Source organism: Streptomyces zaehneri, assembly GCF_032248645.1.
GTDB classification, from domain to species: Bacteria; Actinomycetota; Actinomycetes; order Streptomycetales; family Streptomycetaceae; genus Streptomyces; species Streptomyces coriariae.
Map to the genome: position 1 here is coordinate 282,966 of NZ_JASTTJ010000002.1, position 16,775 is coordinate 299,740.

A 16,775-nucleotide genomic window follows, 5' to 3' on the forward strand; every position below is an offset into this window, starting at 1 on the left:
CGATCACCCCCAGTGCTCCTCCCGGTACCGCATGAGACCCTCACCATGCAGCTGCTTGGTGGCGTTACCGACCCGGACCCAGAAGTCGGTGGCCGCGCTGCCGCCTTTGGCGGGCCTGGCGAACACGGCCTTGCCGGCCGCGGCCACGCTGACCCGGCAGACGACACGGTCGGCCACCTCGGGAAAACTGATCCGCACGGTGGTCGCGGTCGGGGCCGACAGGTTGTCATCGAGGACTTGGCGTACGAACAGTTCGTAACCATCGAGGTCAGCCTGCTTCGGCAGGGTGGACAGATCGTTCTCGATCCCTAGTACGGTCCCGTCGTCACCGACGCCGACGAACAGGTTGCCGCCCTCCCCGTTGAGGAAACCACAGACCGTCTTGACGAGATTGTTCTGAAGGGACTTGTCGTACTCCCCAGTGTGCACGTTCCAGCGGGCACTCGCCTTGAACTCGGTGCTCTGGGACTCACCGGCGGCGATCAGATCGGCCGCCGCGGTGGGCACGTACGCGGGTCGGTCCGCGCTGAGCGTCTCGAACGCCTCCCGTACCACTTGGGCGATCAGCTGGCGGCGTCGTTCCAGGAAGGCCGCGTAGTCGAGCTGCTCCCAGCCGACCGGCAGCGCGTGCCACAGGGCCTGCCGCCTGACCACCTCCGGGTCCATCGCCTCGGTGATCCTGGGCCAGTAGACATGAGGTGCGTCAGTGTTGCCCTTCTCGCTTGCCGGCCACGTCACATATGCCATGTTGGCGATGGCGTTGACCTGGCGTTTGTCGGTGATACCAAGACCCGCAAGGGTCTCCGAGTAGAACAGACGGTCCCGGGGGACCTTCCGGGCGGGCCTGGCCGCCGGATCCATCAGGTCGCGGATGTGCTGGTCGCCGCAGAGCAACTCGGCGTCCAGGATGTTCAACGCAGCCTGGTAGGCGAACACCACCGGGGAGTACGACGATGAGCTGTCGAGCCTGTTCGGCAGGGAGATGTCCCAGTAGTCACCGGTGAAGTGCGCGGAGATGATCCGGGCGAGTTCTGCGGCGAACGCCTGGCCGTCACCCTGCGGCAGGCCACCGATCCGACCCAGATCAAACTCCATCTGCGACTCGGGGGAGTTGGAATAACGGCCGGTCGTGTGCACCATGAAGAACCAGCGCGCGATGACCGGACGGAGTTCTTCCGCCGACAGCCCGAAGTCGTGCAGTCCGATCAGCCACAGCGCGTAGCTGTACAGCAGGGCGGTGTCAGAGGTGATCATCTTGCGGCTACGGAAGCCGGCCGCGGTGATGCACTGGAAGAACTCGTGCCAGCTGGTCAGATCGAGGACCTGCGTGTGCGCCTGCGCCAGCCGTTCGAACTGTTCCTGACGCCGCTCGGCGGAGACCTTTCCGGTCTCAAAGTCCTTGCCTCGCAGCACGTTGTAGACGTGCTGGAGCCGGGCGCGCCGGAAGGCCACGGCGACAGCGACGCGCAGGAGCTGGTCCGGGCTGGGGTCCAGGAACGGGTTGCGCGGGTTCGGTCCGGGAAGTCCCGCGACCACCGCGGCCCGGCAGAAATCCTCCAGTTGACGTCGGCCCTTCTCCCAGTGCACCGACATCAAGGTGAGGATGAAGTCGGACTGGTTGAGCTTCACTCCCTGGAAGTTGATACGGACGAAGATCTCCGCGACCTGCTCCTCGTCGGCTGCGGCGTCCAACTCCACCACCTGGAAACGGAAGTCGTGCAGGCCCCGGACACGGTCAATCCGCTCTTCCAGCTCGTCCCTCGTCGTGGTCGGCAGGGGCTCGCCTGCGGCCTGTTCGAGCCGGTGGAAGAACTCCCGGACGGCGCCACGGTGGCCGCCCGGGGCCCAGAGCTTGGTGATGTCCGGGATGTAGGCGGTGTCTCGCTCGATTGCCGCGTCCGTGACCTCGAACGTCTGGTCCTGCGGGTGGAAGGCGATCCGCAGTGTGACCTCGTCGAAGGACTTGTTGACGACCTTGCGCCCGGTGAGTACGGCGAACAATGCGGTGAGCCGCTGCTGCCCGTCCACGACCAGCCGTTGGGGCGCCCGGTCGCCCGTGCCCGTCCCGATCTTCCGGGTCCCCACCTCGGCTCCGGTCTCCCAGAACATCAGGGTGCCGATCGGGTAGCCGCGGTACATCGAGTCGAAGAGATCGCGGGTCTTCGTCGCGGACCAGACGAACGGCCGCTGAATGTCGGGAAGCCCGATCCTTCCACCCTCGATGTCCTCTATCAGGTGCCGAAGGGTATAACCCGTATCGCGGTAGAGGGTGGGTGGCACGGTGCGGGCTCCTCACGTCAGCGGGTCAGTCAGGGCGGATGCTTCGGTTGCTTCAGCGACTGTGACAAACAGAGAAAGCGAACAACATCAGAGACTTACCACGTGAGTTGCTCTTGATACAGCAAAGTTGAGGTGCCGATGGCCGACCGCAGTTTGGCGGCGGCAGCGGGCCAGCCAGGACACCGTCCGTTCGACGACCCAGCGGTGTCGGCCGAGCCGAGTTGAGAACTCGATGCCCTTGCGTGCGATGCGGTGACGGATGCGACGTTCGCGAAGCCATTTCCGCAGGTGGTCGTAGTCGTAACCCTTGTCGGCATGGAGCTTGGCAGGCGGCCCGCGGCGGGAGCGGACGGGTGGGATCCCGCGCACGAGTGGCTGCAGGCCGAGACTGTCATGCATGTTCGCGCCGGAGGTGTCCAGCGACAGCGGTACGCCGTTCCGGTCGGTGGTGAGGTGGATTTTCGATCCGCTCTTGCCGCGGTCGGTCGGATTCGGTCGGGTCAAGGGCCCCCTTTTGCCGCCCGGACGCTGACCGAATCGATCGCGCACCGCGACCAGTTCAGCTCGCCCTGCGCACCGAGTGCGTCGAGGACGACCCGGTGGAGCCTGGCCCACACCCGGGCCTGGCTCCACCGGGCGAAGCGCCGGTAGACGGTGGGGCAGGCTGGCCCGAACACAGGCGGCAGCTGGCGCCAGGTGCAGCCCGGGGCGGCCACGAAGATGATCGCCGCCAGGCATGTCACCAGCCCGACGCCGCCCGCCACCCTACGGACGTATGACCTCCGTCGGTGGGACCACCCGCCGGAACAACACCCACAACTCGCCCGGAACCAACCGCTCAACCAGATCCGCCATGCACTGCTCAACGAACGATCACGCCATCAGAAACGGCGTCCTAAACGACATGAGTGAAGGCGCGGTACTCCCGAGCCACCAGCTCCACCTCGTGGGAATGCCTGTCGAGGTACTGCCCGATCGAGACGATCTCGCCATCAGCCGCAATGGTTGCGTACGCCTGTGCGTACCCGCGAGGATCCGTGTCCGAGGAGTAGACGCGAGCACCCTGATCTTGGTGTATCCAGATGCGGTGCTCTTCGGCCACTGTCGCCTCGGACCCAACGGGTCCGATCTTCTCCAGGAGCACGTAGTGCAGCCCCAGGAGATCCAAGAGCTCTCGGTCACGTTCCCACACGGCTCCCGCGTACATGTTGCTCATCAGGAACAGCGGATCGCGGTACACGAGCCGTACCGCATCGGGCAACGACATGCCTCGGCCGTTCCAACACAGGGCGCCACGTACCGAGTGGCGTAGGCCGTGGCGGGGTACGGCTTCGCCCATGACCATAGGCAGGAGATTCTCCAGGCTGTCTGGCCACCCATGGGTGATTGTTTGCAGGAGGTCGCAGGGGTTGTAGACGTGCAGTCCGACGTCTCCCTCACCGACCTTCGGGCCCACTTCGTCGAGCCAGCCGGCCACCAGCGAGTCCCACTCGTGGTTGCCGGCCAGGCTCTGCCGAGCCTCCTGCCGGAACGCCTTCCAACGGCTGGCTACCTGCGGGCTGGCGGTGCCCGTGTACAGGATCTGACTGTCTCCTCGTTCGTCCCCGGTCAAGAAGCGGAACAGGTCCTGCTCTTCGAAGGCGGCTGTGACGTCGTAGGCGCCGGTACCTCGGAAGCCTTGAATGGCCCAGTTGGGGTCGTCACGGAGATTCTTCAACAGCCCTGGCCGTGCGGACTCCATGTTCATTCCGTGCAGCTTGCTGCGCGCAAGACGGTTGCAGATCTCGCAGAGGGCCAGGTACTCCGCCTGGTGCTCGTCAGCGAACGGCTCAGGCCCGTCGTAACCACCCAGGAGATCCACTGCGGCGAGTTCCTCGTTCACTCGGCCGATCGCCAGGTACAGGCCGAAAGGCGCAGGGATGTAGTGCTTCTCCGCTACGCGGTCCAGATCCGCCGCCAACAGGTCGAGCGCCCCCAGCTCGTCCGCGACCTTGCTGATGATCCTCCAGCCCTGCTCCCGCTGTTCCTCCATGGCGAAGAAGAACAGGTTGTGGATGGGGGTGATGCGGGGTTCAAACGCCCGGGGCAGGAGCTCCACCCGCTCAGTCCCGATGGGGGTGCCGTTGTTGTTCAAGAGCAGTCGGTATCCGCGAAGATCATGACTCCAGTCACGCGCGGCATGACTGACGGCGATCAGGAGTTCCTCCCAGTCATCCGGCATGGCGACGATCACCGCACGAATACGGTCCGGCGCAAGGTTCTTCTCCCGGCAGAGAAGCTCGGTGTACTTGTTGACCTCGTGCAGGGCTTGCCGCGCGCTGGACCGGGACCGCTTCAGCTCGATGACCACCCACATCTGATGGCGATCACGGGCCAGGATGTCGATGCTGCCCCTGGTGCCGTGTGCGTTGGGCAGCGGGTACTCCTCGAACTGAACCGGCCGGAGCCCCGGCTCGATCAGCTCTAGGTTCTGTACGAGCGCATTGCGGAGAACGTTTTCGAGAGGCGGTCGCATGGCCGAAGGCTAGACCGAAGCACTGACAAGGGCCCTGGGGCGGGGCACAGTTGGCAAGCCCCCTGCACCCTTCGGTCCCCGTGCCGAGCACGACCGCATCTCGGACTACTCGATACTGGCATAGACGCCCCTGGACGGTCTCTACAGCCTGCGCCGTGTCGTACCGCAGGACTCGCACGCCAACACCACAGATCACGCATCAAGATCCGGACCGGGTGCGGACCGAATCAGCTCGGAAGCAGACGATTCCACCCTTTGCCGCAGGTCAGAGGCGACGGTGAGCGTGTACCACCAGCAGACGAAGAACCTGCTGGTGAGCTACTCGCCGAAGAAGCTGGGCTTCTTCTAGAGGCATGGAAAAGGGCGCCTGGACTGGGGAAACTCCCAGCCAGGCGCCCTTCGTGACCCCGAAATCAAGCAGCAAGGCGAAATGCTCCCCCGATCCCAGTTCGCTCCACTGCCATCCCGGCCCTGACCGGCTGGTCCGGAATATTCCGGACCAGCCTGCGCCTGACCCGGCGTCCGAGTCGCTTCCAGTGGTTCATCGAATGCTCGATCAGCTTGTTGAATGCCCACGAACAGGACGCCCTGCGCAGCACAAGGGGAACAGCTCGTCGAGGTCGGCGGCAAGCGCCTGGAGGTCTCCCTCCCTCCCCGTCTCCCCCGGCATGTCGCCGGCCCGCTCCGGCCTCGCCGCCGGCGAAAGAGCGACGGGAAGGGGCGCACGTCCAAGAGCGAAGAGTGCGCCGGGCGGCGCCGCCCGTGGCCGCCGTCGGGCGCGCTCCCAGAGGAACGGCAGGCAGCTGCCGATCCTCAGGTCAAAACGCTTCTTTGAACAAGCGCATACCCGACGATCGAAACAATGTGGTGGCAAAAACAATGACAGGGAGCGGGCGCGCACTCCGAGCAATGCGAATTCTCCGTATTAGCTGAGCTTTGTGAACGCTCTTGCCCCGGACTCACGGTCTGCAGCTAGCTAGGTGCTGCGTCCACTTCCCGGCCCGGGTTCCCGATGAGCCCTGGGCAGAGCGACAGCACACCGGGCAGTCCCGGGGCCTTCGCTCAGAGAGGTGGTCGGGAAACCCGTACGTGAGGAGTAGTCATGAAGAAGGCTTACGAGGCACCGACGCTCGTCCGGCTCGGTACCTTCCGGAAGGAGACGGGGCTCCTCGGACGCTCCGGCAACGACCGGCTGATCCTGAGCAAGAACTGACGACCGACGGTCCTTGACCCGACGTCATGACTGAACTGCACGAAAGTGCGGGGACGGGCCCCGGCGACGCGCACTTCGCGGTCTTCACCGACCGTGCGGACGCGGCCGCCGTGGCCCGCTCCTTCGCCCGTCCCGGAAGCCGAACCCTCCCGCATGCGTCGGGCCGGCCCTGGCTGGTCGGCCACTGGCACGACGACGAGGTCGTCGCGGCGAACGCGGGCGGCGCCGCCCTCGCCGTGGTCGGCTGCTGCCCGATCGACGCCGACGAACTGCGGTGCCGAGCCGCGCGGTTGCGTGATCTCGCGGAGCTCGACGCACTGGCCCGGTCCCTTCCGGGCAGTTTCCACCTCGTCGGCGCCCTCGACGGACAGATCAGGGTCCAGGGCACCGCCTCCGGACTGCGACTCGTCTTCCACGCGGAGATCGATGGCCTGCGGGTGGCCGCCACCCGTGCCGACACGCTCGCCGCCGTCCTGGGCCTCGACCCCGACGTCGAGGAGCTGGCCGTGAGGCTGCTGTGGCCCGCCCCGTATCCGCTGTTCGAGACGTCCCTGTGGCGTGCGGTCACCGCCGTTCCTCCGCAGGACGCCGTGGTCGTCACCGCGGACGGGCGCACCGCACGGCACACCCGGTGGTGGACGCCGCCGGAGCCGGTCCGACCGCTTACCGATGCGGCGCCTCTGATCCGCAGGGCACTGGAGGAGGCCGTTGACGCCCGTACCCGGCAGGGCGGCGTGGTCAGCTGCGATCTGTCCGGCGGCCTGGACTCGACCTCCGTCTGCTTCCTCGCCGACCGCTCCCCCGCCCGCGTGGTGGCCAGTACCTGGCCGGGACGCGATCCGGCGGACACCGACCTGCACTGGGCCGAGCAGGCGATGGGGCATCTCCCGGACGTCGAGCACGTCGTCTGGGACGCCGACGCGTCGCCGCTGGTCTACGAGGACCTGCTCGGCATCGACGACCTCCTCGACGAGCCGACCATCGGCGTCATGGACCGGTCCCGGGTCCTGCACCATCTGCCCGGCCTCGCCTCGCGCGGCAGCCGTTTGCACCTGACCGGCATCGGCGGCGACCACGTCGCATGGTGCTCCGAGGCCTACTACCACCGACTGCTGCGCACCCGACCGCTTTTCGCCGTGCGGCAGTTGCGGGGGTTCCGGGCGCTGTGGCAGTGGCCGCTCGGCGGCACGGCCCGCGCGCTCGCCGACTCCCGGCCGTACGGGAAGTGGCTCGCCGACGCCGCCGGCCACCTGCGCAGCCCGCTGCCCCCGTCCGTCGCGACGGGTCTCGGCTGGGGCATGGCACCGCGCCTGTTCGACTGGGTGACTCCCGATGCCGAACGAATGGCCCGCCGGGCACTGCTTCAGGCCGCGGCGACGACCTCACCGCTGCATCCGGACCGTGGTCTGCACAGCGACCTGGAGCAGATCCGCTCGTCCACCCGCGTCATCCGGCAGTGGGACCGGATGGCGGCCCGCGTCGGCCTGCCGATGGCCTCGCCCTTCCTCGACGACCGCGTCATCGAGGCTTGCCTCGCCGTACGCCCGAGCGAGCGCGTCACGCCCTGGCGGTACAAGCCCGTCCTGAGCGCCGCGATGCGCGGGATCGTGCCCGAGGCCTGCCTGCGGCGGACCACCAAGGCCACGGCCTCCATGGACGCCTCCAACGGACTTCGCGAACACCGCGCCGACCTGCTGGCCCTGTGGGAGGACTCACGGCTGGCGGAGCTGGGTCTGGTGGACGGCGCCGAACTCCGCCGCCTCGCCCGGCGGCCCGCTTCTCCGGGACTGTCGGACGCCATCCTCTACTCCACGATCGCCGCCGAGGTGTGGCTGCGGGGCCTCGCCGGCAGCCACACCCATGTCCCACACCCCTGACCACATCCCCACGTCAGAAAGGCCCTCACATGCCCCTGCGGTTCGGCGACCACGTGTCCACGGCCGAGACCGACTACGGCACGGTGCTGCTGGACGAACGGGCCGGCGCCTATTGGGAGTTGAACCCGACCGCCACCCTGGTGGTGCGGACGCTGCTGAACAGCGGCGAGGAGGCGGACGCGGCCGCGGCCCTGGTCCGGGAGTTCCGCATCGACGAAGAGCAGGCGCTGCGGGACGTGGAGACGCTCGTGGGGCAGCTGCGGAGCTCGGGACTGGCCTCATGACGACGCCCAGCGCGCTGGAACGACCCACCGGTGTGCCCATGGCCCGACGCCTGGCCGCCCGCCTCGTCCTGCTCCCCGCCGTCGCCCTCGCCCTCCTGCCGCCCCGGCGCATCCGCACCGTACTCGGCATCCTGCGGCGCGGTGCCGCACCCGCCACCACCAGGCAGGCCCAGAACGCGCGCGACGCCATGTGCGCCGCCAGCCTGCACTGCGCCGGACCGAAGGGGTGCCTGCCGCGCTCTCTGGGGGCGGCACTGCTGTGCCGGCTCGGCGGAACGTGGCCGATCTGGTGCACCGGCGTGCGCGTCGTCCCGCCCTTCACCGCGCACGCGTGGATCGAGGCGGAAGGCAGTCCCGTCGGCGAGGGTGTGCCGGAGGGCTACTTCGCCCGGCTGGTGGCCGTCGCCCCGCTGCCACGACCGACAGACCGATGACCGGCACAACGGTCGCGAACGGCGGCCCGGCCCGGGTCGCCGAGGGGGACAAGTCCACCCGGACGGCGGTGGCCACGATGTACCGGCTCACCACCGGGCACCGGAACGCCATCGCCGTCGCCACCGCACTGACCCTCGTGGGCTCCGCCCTGGGACTGGCCCAGCCGCTCATCGCCAAGCACGTCGTGGACGCGAGTGGCCGCGGGCAGGTCGTCTGGCCACTGCTGGCACTCCTCGGCGCGCTGTTCGTCACCGAAGCGGCGACGGGAGCCGCGGGGCGCTTTCTTCTGGAACGGATGGGCGAACGTGTCGTACGGCAGGTCCGGCACGGGCTGGTGGGGCGGCTGCTCCGGCTGGAGATGAGGGAGTACGACCGCCAGCGGGGCGGCGACCTCATCTCCCGGGTGACGGCCGACACCACCTTGCTCAGGGAGGTCGTGTCGCAGGCCCTCGTCGACCTGGTGACGGGAAGCCTTGTCGCCGCAGGGGCGATCGTCCTCATGGCGTGGCTCGACCCGCTGCTGCTGCTCATGGTCGCCGTCACCGTGGCCGCGGCGGCCCTGGTCGTCGCCTCGCTGCTCACGGGCATCCGAGGCGCGTCCGAACACATGCAGGACTCGGTCGGCGCCATCGCCGCCGACCTCGAACGCGCCCTCGGCGCCCTGCCGATGGTCCGCGTGCATTGCGCCGAGGAGCGCGAGGCTGCGGGCATCGGCGCACGCGTCGAGGCGGCCTACGGCGCGGGGGTACGCACCGCGAAGCTCGCCTCCGTCATGAGCCCCGCTGTCGAACTCGCCGTCCAGGGCTCCTTCCTCATCGTCCTGGTCGTCGGCGGCCTGCGCGTCAACGGCCACGCCGGCTCCCTCGGCGACCTCGTCGCCTTCCTGCTGTACGCCTCGTACCTCGTCCTGCCGCTGTCCTCCGTCTTCCACGCGGTGGGCCTCGTCCAACGCGGGATGGGCGCCTACCAGCGCATCGACCAGGCGCTCCGGCTGCCCGTCGAGCCCACCGCACCGCGGATCCCCAGCGGCCCCGTCCCCACACCAGCGCCGACCGGGCCGTCCGACACCCCCGAGCAGCCCGCCCTCGCCCTGCGCGACGTCCGCTTCGGTTACGCCCCGGACCGGCCGGTCCTCCGCGGCGTTTCGTTCGCCGTACCGCACCGGCAGCACGTCGCCCTCGTGGGTCGGTCCGGAGCCGGAAAGAGCACGGTGTTCGCCCTGGTCGCGAGGTTCTATGAGCCGGACGCGGGCCACGTTCTCTTCGACGGGCTGCCCGCGGCCCAACTCACCCGTGACGCGTGCCGCCGGCGCATAGCCGTCGTCGACCAGAACGCGCACGTCGTCCGCGGGACCCTGCGCGACAACATCGCCTACGCCGTGCCCGACGCCACGGAGGCGGAGATCCGGCGCGTCATGGAACTGGCCCGACTCGACGAAGTCGTCGACCGGCTGCCCGGCGGCCTGGCCGCCGTCATCGGCGAACGCGGCAGCACCCTCTCCGGTGGCGAACGCCAACGCGTCGCCATCGCACGGGCGTTGCTGGCCCGCCCCTCGCTGCTCCTGCTGGACGAGCCCACCTCCCACCTCGACGCGATCAATGAATCGGCCCTCACCGCCGTCATGAAGGACGTCGCCCAGGAGTGCGCTCTGCTGGTCATCGCGCACCGCCTGTCCACCGTGCAGCACGCCGACCACATCGTCTTGCTGCACGACGGCCACACCGCCGCCGGCGGACGCCACGAGGAGTTGCTGGCCGACAGCGCCCTCTACCGTGAGCTGGCCGAGAGCCAGATGCTCCGGCCGGGCGGGCACCCCGGAAACGGCGGCCGAGCGGGGACATCGGGCTGAAGCCGTGCCGTCCTCGCGGCCCAGTCGGCCCGAGATCCGGACCACGCACGGGCCAACGGCCCAGCTGTCGCGGCCATGGACTCACCAGTCGGCTGTTGCTCCCCCCACAGGTCCCTCTGCCGAGTCGCGTTCGGCAGCGTCCCGGCGCACGTTCATCGCGACGACCACCGCGGTCGGGGGCGCGGCCGTCGGCGGCGGCCTGGCCGCGGGGTCGCCCCCGTCGGGCGCCGAGGAGGCGGCCGCCGCCGAGGCGCCGCCGAGTCCGAAGAACGCGTACCCGGCGGAGACGGAATTCCCTCACCCCGAAGGCCGGCAGCCACGATCGTCGACGGATCCTGCGGCGTAGTCCGAGGTCAGTCGGTACACGCCCGCCCGGGGCGCGGTCAGCCGGGTCCACGGGCCGTCCGCGCTGACGCACGCCCCCTCGGCCCGCAACCACGGCGAATACGCGATCCGCACGGTGCTCGTCCCGGCGCGAGGCATCCTCAAGGTCAGCCCTGCCTCTCCCGCGTGCTGCAACTCGGCCGGGGCGGAGACCAGCGGCAGGGTGTCGCGGACGCGGTAGATCTTCCAGTACCGGTCTTGCCAGACGAGCTCCAGCCAGTGCTGTCCCTCCTTGATCAGCGCGGTCTCGCGCTCCGCGGACCGATCGGGCGGGCCGTCGTGCAGCACGACGTAGCCCACCGCCCAGTGGCGCAGCCAGGCGTGGTAACGCGGCCCGTCGAGGTCGCCCTCGTAGAACAGGCGTCCCCGTTCCATGTCCAACTGCTGATTCCAGCCCCGCATCAGTTCGACGTGCGGGCCGAGGAGGGTGGCCCCGCGATGGTCGCGATCCGTCGGCAACTCGACCCGGCCGCGGTCCGCACCCAGGCGGGCGAGCGCGGCGAGCACTCCGTCGGTGTGCGTGACCCAGCCCGGAACGGGGTCCGGGCTCCGCAGATGCATCAGCGACGTCACACAGAGATAGGAGACGGAGAGAGCTGTCACCAGAGCCATCGCGCGCGTATGGGTTCGGGGTACGCCGTTCCGGGTGGCTCCGGAGCGGCGGTGCAGCGCGGCCGCGAGCAACACCGCGGGGGCGAAGAGCAGGGCGAGGCGCTCCACGTTGTTGCCGACCGGTGAGGGGACCAGCCAGGTCAGGACGACCCCGGCGGCGTACAGGGCGCTGCCTGCCCGCACCACCCGCCACTTGCGCGGGGACGCCCACACCACGGCGGCGGACAACAGCACGGGCAGGATCATCCGGCCCGCGGCCATGGGCTGTTCGCCCTGGAAGGGGAACAGCAGGGTCGTCAAGCCGACGACGGCGACAGGCGGGAGAGTCAGGGCGAGACACTTGCCGTACTGCCGGGTGACCAGATATCCGGCGCCCGCCACCAGCAGGAAGAGTCCGGCCACCGGGCTGCCCATGGTCGCGAACAGCGCCCCGGACGCGGCGGCGGCAAGCCGGGACGGGCGGGGCGCACGGTCGGCCACGGCGAGCAGGCCGGCGAGAGCGAAGGCCAGACCGAGGGCGAACGTGGTGCGGCCGAGCACGACGTTGTACCAGAGGCCCAGCGCTCCGACCAGGCCGGGCCACAGCGACACACGGGGAACGGTGCGCTCCAGCAGCATGGCCAGCAGACAGGTGGCGCTGACTCCGGACAGCACGGAGACAGCACGGACACCGATCAGTGCCATCAAGTGCGGTGATATGACGCTGTAGTTGACGGTGTGGACCCCGCCGAACCAGAAGAGCCCGTACGGCGTGACCGGGTGCCTGCCCACGAACCCCGCCCACGCGTACTGCGCGGCGAGGTCACCGCCGTCCGTCGCAAGAAGGGCATCCCACCCCCAGTACAGGGGGAGTACGGCGGCGATGGCGAGGAGCGGGACGCGGTACCTCGCCGCTCCGGACGACGGGCGTTCCCGGCGCAGTGCCGATGCCGGGGGTTCCAGTGAGGCAGGGGTCGGCAGGGTGAAGGACTGTAGGGGCATATCGGCTTTCCCGGTGCGGTACGGACGCTGTACAAGCCCGCTGAGGAATTCGTGGCCCTGAGGGCTCCTGGAACTCGCGGACCCGCGCAGGCGTCACGGCCGGGTCTCTCCCGTCCGTCGCACCCACTCGCGTATCGCGCACCACATGAGCGCCTCGGCCCCTCGGACGGCTCTCGCGCGTGCCGCCACCGGACGTCCGGGCCGTTCGTTCGAGGCGCTGACGGCGTCACGCGGCAAGCCCGTATCAGCTCGTCTCCCGCCCGCCGGGGCAGCGTTGAACCACGCTGCGCGGATGGCGCAACCCGCTGACAGCGCCAGCACCAGGAGGCCGACATCATGCACTGAACCGCTCCGGAATCGGTGGGAGGATCCGGACTGGGGCCTCGTACCCAAGCGGACTACGGACATCAGCCGGATCGCCCCCGACCATGATCCGGACCATTCCCGGGCCGGCAACCCTCCACCGGCTTCAGCAGAGGCTATTTCCACAGGTCAGCCACATGCAAGGCATGTACCACCAGCAGACGAAGAACCTGCTGGTGTCGGACTCGGCGGGCCGGCCGGTCAGTTCCGTCTCGTCGGCGGCAACATGGGAAGAGACGTCCGGGCGGATTCGGCACTCCCGGTAGCGTGTCCATCTGCCGTATGGGGTGTCATGTGTCCGGCCGTCCCGTGCGGAGGGCATTCGGCGGAGAGCGATGAGGGTGCGATGAGTGAACTGACGAAGCCCGAGGTCCACGTTCCGGAGGGTGACGCGCCTACCGAGTTGACCATCCGGGACCTCGTCGTCGGGGACGGGGCCGAGGTGAAGCCGGGCATGGTGGTCAAGGTCCACTACGTCGGGGTGGCCTTCGGGTCCGGGAAGGAGTTCGATGCCTCCTGGGACCGGGGCCGGCCGTTCAAGTTCGCCCTGGGCGGTGGCAGGGTCATCAAGGGCTGGGACCGGGGAGTGAAGGGGATGAAGGTCGGCGGTCGGCGCGAGATCGTCATTCCCCCACGTCTCGGCTACGGCAATCAGTCGCCATCACCGTTGATCCCGGCGGGCTCGACCCTCCTCTTCGTGGTGGACCTGCTGGCCTCGTATTCCAGCACGGCCGGGTGGAGCAACGCCTAGCGCGCCTGCGCACGACTGCGGCATCGACGGCGTCGGCGCTTCGTGGACGGCTTCTCGTCCCTCCTCTCGGCAGTCCGTCTCGGCCTCACCAGCGCGGAAGAGGCCGTCGGATCCAGGCCGTCGGATCCTTCTCGGACGCACGTTCTCCGGAACCCGCTGAGAGTGGCCGCGCCTGGCGGCACGATGCCGTCGAGCGTCACCGGCTCTCCACCAATCTATGAATTGCAAAATTCTGCAATTCACTACATGCTGTATTGGCTGTGTCCGCAGGCACGGCACCAGACGACACACCCGCGACATCGGGGTGGCGAAGGGAGTCCCAGGCCGTGCCGGTTCCCCTGTATCAGGCCAAAGCCGAGTTCTTCCGGATGCTCGGGCACCCGGTCCGCATACGTGTACTGGAGCTGCTGCAGGGCGGCCCGATGCCGGTGCGCGACCTGCTGACCGCGATCGATGTGGAGCCCTCGGCGCTCTCGCAGCAGCTGGCCGTGCTGCGCCGCTCGGGCATCGCGACCTGCACCCGTGAGGGCTCGACCGTGGTGTACGAGCTGGCGGGCGGGGACGTGGCGGAGCTGATGCGGGCCGCGCGACGGATCCTGACCGAGATGCTCGCCGGGCAGAACGAGCTCCTGGAAGAGCTGCGGGAAGCCGAGGTCGCGGCTCCGTGAGTACGTTCCTCACCCAGGCCGTGGGCCGGGTGCGCTCCCTGTTGCCCGCCCGCGCCGACTTCGCGGTCATGGCCCGCAACCCGCGCCGGGACCTGCTCGCCGGCCTCACCGTCGCGATCGTGGCGCTGCCGCTCGCGCTCGGCTTCGGCGTCTCCTCCGGGCTCGGCGCCGAAGCAGGACTCGCGACCGCGGTGGTGGCGGGCGCCCTCGCCGCACTGTTCGGCGGCTCCAACCTCCAGGTCTCCGGCCCCACCGGCGCGATGACGGTCGTGCTCGTGCCGATCGTCGCCCGGTACGGACCCGGCGGGGTGCTGACCGTCGGGCTGATGGCCGGTGTCCTGCTGATCGCGCTCGCGCTGCTGAAGGCCGGCCGCTACATGCGCTACATCCCGGCCCCTGTGGTGGAGGGCTTCACCCTCGGCATCGCCTGCGTGATCGGCCTCCAGCAGGTACCCAACGCCCTCGGGGTGGCCAAGCCGGAGGGCGACAAGGTCCTGGTGGTCACCTGGCGCGCGGTCGAGGAGTTCGTACGCACCCCCAACTGGACCGCCGTGATCCTGGCCGTCGCCGTGGCGGCCGTGATGCTGCTGGGTGCTCGCCGGCACCCCACCGTCCCCTTCTCGATCGTCGCGGTCATCGCGGCGACCCTGGCGGCCCAGCTGCTCCACCTGGACGCGGCCGCCCCGATCGGCGAGCTGCCTTCCGGGCTGCCCACCCCCTCGCTCGGTTTCCTCGACCTGTCCACGCTGGGCTCGCTGCTCGCTCCGGCCGTCGCGGTTGCGGCGCTGGCCGCGTTGGAGTCGCTGTTGTCGGCGACGGTCGCGGACGGCATGACGGTGGGACAGCAGCACGACGCGGACAAGGAGCTGTTCGGGCAGGGCATAGCGAACCTGGCCGCCCCGCTGTTCGGCGGCGTGCCCGCCACCGCGGCCATCGCCCGTACCGCCGTCAACGTCCGCACCGGAGCGGGCTCCCGGCTCGCCGCCCTCACCCACGCCGCCGTCCTCGCGGCGATCGTGTTCGCCGCCGCACCCCTCGTCTCCAAGATCCCCCTGGCCGCGCTGGCCGGGGTGCTCCTTGCCACCGCGATCCGCATGGTCGAGGTCGGGGCGCTGCGTGCGATGGTCCGCGCCACCCGCTCCGACGCCATCGTCCTGGTCCTGACGGCCCTCGCCACGCTCGCTCTCGACCTCGTCTACGCGGTGATCATCGGCCTGGCCGTCGCGGGCGCCCTGGCCCTGCGGGCCGTCGCCGACCAGGTCCGAATGGACCAGGTCGACTTCAAGGCCGACCTGCCCGGCGAGCACAGCGAGGAGGAACACTCGCTGCTCTCGGAGCACATCGTCGCCTACCGGATCGACGGGCCGCTGTTCTTCGCCGGCGCCCACCGCTTCCTCCTGGAACTCTCCGAGGTCGCCGACGTGCGCGTGGTCATCCTGCGGATGTCGCGGATCACCACGATGGACGCGACCGGCGCCCTGGTCCTCAAGGACGCGGTGCAGAAGCTGAACCGGCGCGGCATCGCCGTGCTGACCTCCGGGATACGCCCCGGACAGCGCCAGGCCCTGCAGTCGGTAGGCGCCCTGGACCTGCTCCAGCGGGAGGGCCGCGAGTACGTCACCACCCCGGAGGCCATCGCCGGGGCCCGCGCATACCTGCACCACTCCGGAGTTCTGCCCGCCGCCCCCGTCACCGAAGAGGCCTCCCGATGACCACCCCCGTCGCACGCCACCTGGTCGAGGTCTCCGGCACCGAAGCCTTGTGGCTGCTCGAAAGCGCCGTCCAGGGACGTCTGGTGTATGTCCGGCGTGAGCTGCCGGTCCTTCGTCCGGCCGTCCATGTCCTGGAGTACGGCAGACTGATCGTCCGCACTCCGGCCCAGGCCGCCGCCCTGTCCGTACGGGCCTCGCTCACCTACCAGTCGGACGAGATCAGGGTGGCCGGCGGCACCGGCTGGACCGTGACCGCCACGGGCCCGGCCGAGGTGATCACCGACCTGGACGAGGCCGCGCACTACCGTCGTACACTTCCCGGCTGGGCGCACGGCCCGCACGACACCCTGGTGCGGATCCGCCCGCAGACGGTGAGCGGTTTCCGCCTGACCCACGCCGAGGCCGCCCGGTGAGCGCGCAGCTGGAAGCCCTGCCCCTGCGCCATGTGCTGACCCTGCCGGCGATGGGCTCGGCGGTGCGCATCACCCGCGAGACCACCGAGCAGATCCTTGTCGAGTGGGGCATCAGCCGGCACCATCCGACGGTGGATCCGGCTCTGCTGATCCTGTCCGAGCTGGTCGCCAACAGCGTCCAGCACGCCGCCAGTCTGTCCCCGAACGTCACCGTGATCTACGCGGCGGGCAAGGACACGTTCGCGTTCGCCGTCCACGATCGCCACCCGTACCAGCCCGCGCTGTTCGCCGCGATGACGGGAACGGGCGGCGGTGGGCTGGGCACCGTCATGGAGCTGACCCTGGAGCTGGGCGGCACCGCCGTCATTCGCGGCGACGCGGACGGCAAGGGCAAAAGCATCTGGATCACCCTCCCCCTGTGAAAGACCGAGGCGGCAG

The 16,775-nt window shown here is 69.4% G+C and carries 13 protein-coding genes and 1 pseudogene; 10 read left to right on the plus strand and 4 right to left on the minus strand.

Annotation, left to right across the window (positions count from 1 at the left end; all coding sequences use genetic code 11):
- Nucleotides 1-3: 3 nt before the first annotated feature.
- The 3 genes and pseudogenes from QQM72_RS04120 to QQM72_RS04130 form a co-directional block, all read right to left on the minus strand.
- The gene (locus tag QQM72_RS04120) at nt 4-2,280 is read right to left on the minus strand and encodes a GmrSD restriction endonuclease domain-containing protein (RefSeq protein ID WP_314219386.1); all 2,277 of its coding nucleotides are present in this window, start codon (nt 2,278-2,280) and stop codon (nt 4-6) included.
- Nucleotides 2,281-2,436: 156 nt separating this feature from the next.
- Nucleotides 2,437-3,135 (minus strand): annotated as a pseudogene (locus QQM72_RS04125) (IS5 family transposase); the annotation flags it as partial.
- 40 nt (nt 3,136-3,175) lie between these two features.
- The gene (locus tag QQM72_RS04130; protein WP_314219387.1) at nt 3,176-4,795 is read right to left on the minus strand and encodes an endonuclease NucS domain-containing protein; all 1,620 of its coding nucleotides are present in this window, start codon (nt 4,793-4,795) and stop codon (nt 3,176-3,178) included.
- 1,102 nt (nt 4,796-5,897) lie between these two features.
- Between QQM72_RS04130 and QQM72_RS04135 the strand changes: the two genes are divergently transcribed.
- Genes QQM72_RS04135 through QQM72_RS04155 form a run of 5 tightly spaced genes read left to right on the plus strand, consistent with a single transcriptional unit; the run spans nt 5,898 to nt 10,453 of the window.
- Entirely contained in the window at nt 5,898-6,008 is a 111-nt protein-coding gene (locus QQM72_RS04135) for a keywimysin-related RiPP (RefSeq protein ID WP_107102704.1), read from the plus strand.
- 26 nt (nt 6,009-6,034) lie between these two features.
- Nucleotides 6,035-7,885: a lasso peptide isopeptide bond-forming cyclase gene (locus QQM72_RS04140; protein WP_314219388.1), complete on the plus strand. Its 1,851-nt coding sequence runs from the start codon at nt 6,035-6,037 to the stop codon at nt 7,883-7,885.
- Nucleotides 7,886-7,914: 29 nt separating this feature from the next.
- Nucleotides 7,915-8,169: a lasso peptide biosynthesis PqqD family chaperone gene (locus tag QQM72_RS04145; protein ID WP_314219389.1), complete on the plus strand. Its 255-nt coding sequence runs from the start codon at nt 7,915-7,917 to the stop codon at nt 8,167-8,169.
- Complete coding sequence (locus QQM72_RS04150) at nt 8,166-8,603, plus strand: lasso peptide biosynthesis B2 protein (protein ID WP_314219390.1); 438 nt, start codon at nt 8,166-8,168, stop codon at nt 8,601-8,603. Before QQM72_RS04145 ends, QQM72_RS04150 begins: the two co-directional genes overlap by 4 nt.
- Nucleotides 8,600-10,453 carry an ABC transporter ATP-binding protein gene (locus tag QQM72_RS04155; RefSeq protein ID WP_314219391.1) on the plus strand — a complete coding sequence of 618 codons (1,854 nt, stop codon included), beginning with the start codon at nt 8,600-8,602 and terminating at the stop codon, nt 10,451-10,453. Before QQM72_RS04150 ends, QQM72_RS04155 begins: the two co-directional genes overlap by 4 nt.
- 297 nt (nt 10,454-10,750) lie before the next feature.
- Here QQM72_RS04155 and QQM72_RS04160 read toward each other — a convergent pair whose 3' ends face one another.
- The gene (locus QQM72_RS04160; protein WP_314219392.1) at nt 10,751-12,430 is read right to left on the minus strand and encodes a hypothetical protein; all 1,680 of its coding nucleotides are present in this window, start codon (nt 12,428-12,430) and stop codon (nt 10,751-10,753) included.
- Nucleotides 12,431-13,139: 709 nt separating this feature from the next.
- Between QQM72_RS04160 and QQM72_RS04165 the strand changes: the two genes are divergently transcribed.
- The 5 genes from QQM72_RS04165 to QQM72_RS04185 all read left to right on the plus strand — a co-directional run bounded on the left by QQM72_RS04165 (nt 13,140) and on the right by QQM72_RS04185 (nt 16,759).
- The gene (locus tag QQM72_RS04165) at nt 13,140-13,544 is read left to right on the plus strand and encodes an FKBP-type peptidyl-prolyl cis-trans isomerase (protein ID WP_314219393.1); all 405 of its coding nucleotides are present in this window, start codon (nt 13,140-13,142) and stop codon (nt 13,542-13,544) included.
- 326 nt (nt 13,545-13,870) lie between these two features.
- The gene (locus QQM72_RS04170) at nt 13,871-14,212 is read left to right on the plus strand and encodes an ArsR/SmtB family transcription factor (RefSeq protein ID WP_314219394.1); all 342 of its coding nucleotides are present in this window, start codon (nt 13,871-13,873) and stop codon (nt 14,210-14,212) included.
- Between the two features lie 68 nt (nt 14,213-14,280).
- A complete protein-coding gene (locus tag QQM72_RS04175; protein WP_399076069.1) occupies nt 14,281-15,924 on the plus strand; it encodes a SulP family inorganic anion transporter in 1,644 nt (547 codons plus the stop codon).
- The gene (locus QQM72_RS04180) at nt 15,921-16,337 is read left to right on the plus strand and encodes a pyridoxamine 5'-phosphate oxidase family protein (protein WP_314219396.1); all 417 of its coding nucleotides are present in this window, start codon (nt 15,921-15,923) and stop codon (nt 16,335-16,337) included. Before QQM72_RS04175 ends, QQM72_RS04180 begins: the two co-directional genes overlap by 4 nt.
- Nucleotides 16,334-16,759: an ATP-binding protein gene (locus QQM72_RS04185; RefSeq protein WP_314219397.1), complete on the plus strand. Its 426-nt coding sequence runs from the start codon at nt 16,334-16,336 to the stop codon at nt 16,757-16,759. Before QQM72_RS04180 ends, QQM72_RS04185 begins: the two co-directional genes overlap by 4 nt.
- Nucleotides 16,760-16,775: the final 16 nt, after the last annotated feature.

Excerpts from the sequence above, each read along its gene's own strand:
- QQM72_RS04130 (WP_314219387.1), bottom strand. The coding sequence starts at position 4,795 with ATGCGACCGCCTCTCGAAAACGTTCTCCGCAATGCGCTCGTACAGAAC.
- QQM72_RS04135 (WP_107102704.1), top strand. The coding sequence starts at position 5,898 with ATGAAGAAGGCTTACGAGGCACCGACGCTCGTCCGGCTCGGTACCTTC.
- QQM72_RS04140 (WP_314219388.1), top strand. The coding sequence starts at position 6,035 with ATGACTGAACTGCACGAAAGTGCGGGGACGGGCCCCGGCGACGCGCAC.
- QQM72_RS04145 (WP_314219389.1), top strand. The coding sequence starts at position 7,915 with ATGCCCCTGCGGTTCGGCGACCACGTGTCCACGGCCGAGACCGACTAC.
- QQM72_RS04150 (WP_314219390.1), top strand. The coding sequence starts at position 8,166 with ATGACGACGCCCAGCGCGCTGGAACGACCCACCGGTGTGCCCATGGCC.
- QQM72_RS04155 (WP_314219391.1), top strand. The coding sequence starts at position 8,600 with ATGACCGGCACAACGGTCGCGAACGGCGGCCCGGCCCGGGTCGCCGAG.
- QQM72_RS04160 (WP_314219392.1), bottom strand. The coding sequence starts at position 12,430 with ATGCCCCTACAGTCCTTCACCCTGCCGACCCCTGCCTCACTGGAACCC.
- QQM72_RS04165 (WP_314219393.1), top strand. The coding sequence starts at position 13,140 with ATGAGTGAACTGACGAAGCCCGAGGTCCACGTTCCGGAGGGTGACGCG.
- QQM72_RS04175 (WP_399076069.1), top strand. The coding sequence starts at position 14,281 with ATGGCCCGCAACCCGCGCCGGGACCTGCTCGCCGGCCTCACCGTCGCG.
- QQM72_RS04180 (WP_314219396.1), top strand. The coding sequence starts at position 15,921 with ATGACCACCCCCGTCGCACGCCACCTGGTCGAGGTCTCCGGCACCGAA.